Genomic DNA, 4190 nt, shown 5'->3' on the forward strand with positions numbered 1-4190 from the left:
CCGCCGCCGAACACCTGCGGGGCACCGGCATCGAGGCGGGGGAGCCGGTACGGACCCTGGCCGGTGGTCTCACCGCGGAGACCCCGGCCGGTGCGCTGGCCGTGCTGCGCCGGGCCCCGGGCCGTACGCTCGACGGCCGCGACCCGGTCGACCAGCAGTTCTGGGGCGACCGCCTGGGCGCGGTGCACAGCCGGCTGCAGGGCTTCCACCACCCGGGGCTGCGCCGCTGGAACCTGCTCGACCCGGAGGCGGCGCACCTGGCGATCGAGCCGTGGCTGCGCCCGGCGGTCACCGAGGCGGTCACCGCCATGACCCGGCTGACGGTCACCGACCGGCTCACGTACGGGGTGCTGCACGGCGACCCGGCCCCGGAGATCTTCCTGATCGACCCGGCGACCGGCCGCGCGGGCCTGCTCGACTGCGGCGCCAGCGGCACCGGCCCGCTGCTCTACGACGTGGCGGCGGCCGTGGTCTACGCCGGCGGCACCGACACCTCGGCCGAACTGCTCGACGGCTACCTCGCGGCCGGCCCGGTCGACGAGGGCGAACTGCACGCGGCGCTGCCGGTCCTGCTGCGGTTCCGCTGGGCGGTGCAGGCCGACTGGTCGGCGCAGCGACTCGTACGCGGCGACGACGGCAACGCCCGGGAGGCACTGGGCCGGGCGAGGCAGGCCCTGGCGGAGACCACCGGCGCGGCGTAGGCAAGGATGTCCGCGATGGCCTACAGGTATTTCTACGACTGCGAATTCATCGAGGACGGGCGCACTGTCGACCTGGTCTCGATCGGCATGGTGGACGAGTTCGGCCGCGAGTTCTACGCGGTCTCGACCGAGTTCGACGACTCCCGGGCGGTGCCCTGGGTGCGCCGCAACGTGCTCGACAAGCTGCCGTCCCCGGCCGACCCGGCGTGGCGGTCCCGCGAGCGCATCCGCGACGACCTGTACGCGTTCATGCGCGAGCCGGTCCAGGGCCGCGACGAGCAGATCGAGCTGTGGGCCTGGTACGCGGCGTACGACCACGTGGCCCTGGCCCAGCTCTGGGGGGCGATGCCGGCGCTGCCCCGGGAGATCCCCCGCTTCACCAAGGACCTGCGCCAGAAGTGGGACGACCTCGGCCGCCCGCCCCTGCCGACCGCCGCGGGCCGGCACGACGCCCTGGTGGACGCCAAGCACAACCTGGCCCGCTGGCGGGCGATGGGGGGCTGATCCCCCGTCCGTTTCGGGTCCCTCGCGCTGGGCACCTTTCCCTGCGTATCCGACAACGGTGAGGGGATTTGTGATGGCCGAGAAGACCGAGCAGGAGAAGCGGGACACGCTCAAGGGGCTGGTCAAGGACGCCCGGATCGGCATGCTCACCACCATGACCGCCGACGGGCGGCACGTCAGCCGGCCGATGGCCGTGCAGGACGTCGAGTTCGACGGCGACCTCTGGTTCTTCACCTACGCCGACTCCGACCTGGTCCAGCAGGTACGCACCCACCCGCAGGTCAACGTCTCGTTCAGCGACGACAAGCAGCACGCCTGGGTGTCCATCGCCGGCGCCGCCGAGCAGCTCACCGACCGGGCCAAGGCCGAGGAGCTGTGGAACCCGATGCTCAAGGCGTGGTTCCCGGACGGCCTGGAGACGCCGAACCTGACGCTGGTCAAGGTGCACGCCGACACGGCGGAGTACTGGGAGTCGGCGCACAGCTCGCGTGTCGTCACGCTCCTGGGCTACGCCAAGGCCGCGGTCACCGGGAAGACCCCTGACGCGGGGGAGAACGAAACCGTGCAGTTGTAGCGGGGCGCCTTGGTCCGGGCTGCGAGCGGCGACTACAGTGCGCTTGCGGCCCGCCCCATGACCCCGGCAGTGCAGCCGGACGACAGCTTTCTCCTCCGGAGGCGGGCATCTCGCGACCTGATCTCAGGGAGGACGAGCAATCATGCGTATCGGCGTGCTCACCGGCGGCGGAGACTGCCCCGGTCTGAACGCGGTGATCCGGGCGGTCGTCCGTAAGGGCGTCGCCACTTACGGACACGAGTTCGTCGGATTCCGCGACGGGTGGAAGGGCCCCCTGGAGGGCCTGACGAAGCCCCTCGGCATCGCCGAGGTCCGGGGTATCCTGCCGCGCGGCGGGACCATCCTGGGCTCTTCCCGCACCAACCCGTTCAAGATCGACGGCGGCGTGGAGCGGATCAAGGCCAACCTGGCCGAGCAGGGCGTCGACGCGCTCGTCGCGATCGGCGGCGAGGACACCCTCGGCGTCGCGACCAAGCTCAACGACCTGGGCGTGAACGTCGTCGGCGTGCCGAAGACGATCGACAACGACCTCAACGCCACGGACTACACCTTCGGCTTCGACACCGCGGTCAACATCGCGATGGAGGCCATCGACCGGCTGCACACCACCGCCGAGTCGCACCACCGCACCCTGGTGGTCGAGGTCATGGGCCGGCACGCCGGCTGGATCGCGCTGCACGCCGGCCTGGCCGGCGGGGCCAACGTGATCCTGCTGCCGGAGCGCAACTTCGACGTGGAGCAGGTGGCCACGTACGTGACCAAGCGCTTCCAGGTCGAGTACGCCCCGATCGTCGTGGTCGCCGAGGGCGCGCAGCCGCTCGAGGGCCAGATGAGCCTGCAGAGCCAGGAGAAGGACGCGTTCGGTCACGTCCGCCTCGGCGGCATCGGCCAGTGGCTGGCGCAGCAGCTGGAGGAGAAGACCGGCAAGGAGGCCCGTACGGTCGTCCTCGGTCACATCCAGCGCGGCGGCACGCCCACCGCGTTCGACCGGGTACTGGCGACCCGCTTCGGTCTCCAGGCGATCGACGCCGTCCACGAGGGTGATTTCGGTAAGATGATGGCGTTGCGTGGCACCGACATCGTCCGCGTCCCGCTCGCCGACGGCACCGGTGAGCTCAAGACCGTCCCGATCTCGCGGTACGACGAGGCCGAGGTCTTCTTCGGCAGCTGAGCCGGCGTTCTTTCACAAAAGGGGGCGACCGCCGGTCGCCCCCTTTTTCCTGTCCCGAAGGGGTCCGATGGGCAATCACATGATCGCGGTGATCGGTGCCGGCAAGCTCGGCGAGCTGGTGCTCTCCGGTCTGCTGCGGGCCGGCTGGCCGGCCAACCAGATCATCGCCACCACCCGGCGCCCGGAACGGGCCGCCGAGCTGGCCGAGCGGTACGGCATCCGGCCGACCCTGAACCTCACCGCTGTCACCCAGGCCGACGTGCTGCTGGTGGCGGTCAAGCCGCAGGACGCGGGCAAGCTGCTGGACGAGTTCGGCATGAAGATCCCGCCGGGCAAGCTGGTGGTGTCGCTGTGCGCGGGCCTGCCGACGAGCTTCTTCACCGAACGGCTGCCCGGCGGCATCCCGGTGGTGCGGGTCATGACCAACACCCCGGCGCTGGTCGACCAGGCGATGACGGTGATCTCCGCGGGCCCGTACGCGACGGACGAGCACCTCGCGCTGACCGAGGAGATCTTCCAGCCGCTGGGCAAGACGATGCGGGTGCCCGAGTCCCAGCAGGACGCCGTGACCGCGCTGTCCGGCTCCGGCCCGGCGTACTTCTACCTGCTGGTCGAGGCCATGATCGACGCCGGGATCCTGCTCGGGCTGCCGCGCCAGGTCGCGCACGAGCTGATCGTGCAGACCGCGATCGGCTCGGCGGTGATGCTGCGCGACTCCGGCGAGCACCCGGTGAAGCTGCGCGAGGCGGTGACCTCTCCGGCCGGCACGACCATCTCGGCGATCCGTGAGCTGGAGAAGCACGGTGTCCGTGCGGCGCTGCTCGCCGCCCTGGAGGCCGCGCGGGACCGGGCCCGGGAGATCGCGGCTCAGTCAGCCTGAGGCCCGGTCAGTACCAGATGGCGATGCGGGCGCCGTTGTTCTCCTCCGGCGGGCTGGGGTGGCTCTGCGCCGCCCCGGTCGCCATCCGGTGGGCGCTCCAGGCCACCGCGGCGGCGTCCAGGATGTCGTCGGGCGGGGCCTGCCCGGCCGGGCCGAGCTGGTCGGGCAGCACGATGCCGTGCTTGGCCAGCAACTGCCGGCGGCGGGCCTGACCGGTCCAGGTCTTCTTCGCGTACGCCAGGGGCTCGCCCGCCATCTGCCGGAACGACACCTCGGGGTGGGCCTCGAAGAGCAGCCCCGGGTGCCGTTCCCAGATCGCGTTGGCTTCGAGCAATTTCGGCCGCCGCGCGCGGTCTGGCA

Annotated in this window: 6 protein-coding genes; 5 read left to right on the top strand and 1 reads right to left on the bottom strand. The window is 71.4% G+C overall.

What is annotated here, in order from left to right; all coding sequences use genetic code 11:
- The 5 genes from AB0C29_RS36555 to proC all read left to right on the top strand — a co-directional run.
- Window positions 1–701: phosphotransferase (locus AB0C29_RS36555; protein WP_360830327.1), on the top strand; the 701-nt coding region annotated here is incomplete at its 5' end.
- A gap of 15 nt (window positions 702–716) precedes the next feature.
- Complete coding sequence (locus AB0C29_RS36560; RefSeq protein ID WP_360830330.1) at window positions 717–1205, top strand: polyadenylate-specific 3'-exoribonuclease AS; 489 nt, start codon at window positions 717–719, stop codon at window positions 1203–1205.
- 73 nt (window positions 1206–1278) lie between these two features.
- On the top strand, window positions 1279–1779 hold the full coding sequence (locus AB0C29_RS36565; protein WP_360830333.1) for a pyridoxamine 5'-phosphate oxidase family protein: 501 nt from the start codon (window positions 1279–1281) through the stop codon (window positions 1777–1779).
- Window positions 1780–1921: 142 nt separating this feature from the next.
- Window positions 1922–2950, top strand: a complete 1029-nt coding sequence (locus AB0C29_RS36570; protein ID WP_360548156.1) for a 6-phosphofructokinase — start codon at window positions 1922–1924, stop codon at window positions 2948–2950.
- Window positions 2951–3017: 67 nt separating this feature from the next.
- Window positions 3018–3830, top strand: a complete 813-nt coding sequence (proC, locus tag AB0C29_RS36575) for a pyrroline-5-carboxylate reductase (RefSeq protein WP_360830335.1) — start codon at window positions 3018–3020, stop codon at window positions 3828–3830.
- A gap of 7 nt (window positions 3831–3837) precedes the next feature.
- On the opposite strand, the gene AB0C29_RS36580 is transcribed toward proC, so the two are convergent.
- Window positions 3838–4190, bottom strand: a 353-nt coding sequence (locus AB0C29_RS36580; RefSeq protein ID WP_360830338.1) for a DUF429 domain-containing protein, incomplete at its 5' end; no start/stop codon positions are given.

It is taken from the genome of Actinoplanes sp. NPDC048791 (assembly GCF_040650095.1).
Taxonomy (GTDB): domain Bacteria; phylum Actinomycetota; class Actinomycetes; order Mycobacteriales; family Micromonosporaceae; genus Actinoplanes.

Bases quoted from the DNA above. Each gene is read 5' to 3' on its own strand.
- proC (WP_360830335.1), top strand. From the start codon at position 3,018: ATGGGCAATCACATGATCGCGGTGATCGGTGCCGGCAAGCTCGGCGAG.
- AB0C29_RS36565 (WP_360830333.1), top strand. From the start codon at position 1,279: ATGGCCGAGAAGACCGAGCAGGAGAAGCGGGACACGCTCAAGGGGCTG.
- AB0C29_RS36570 (WP_360548156.1), top strand. From the start codon at position 1,922: ATGCGTATCGGCGTGCTCACCGGCGGCGGAGACTGCCCCGGTCTGAAC.
- AB0C29_RS36560 (WP_360830330.1), top strand. From the start codon at position 717: ATGGCCTACAGGTATTTCTACGACTGCGAATTCATCGAGGACGGGCGC.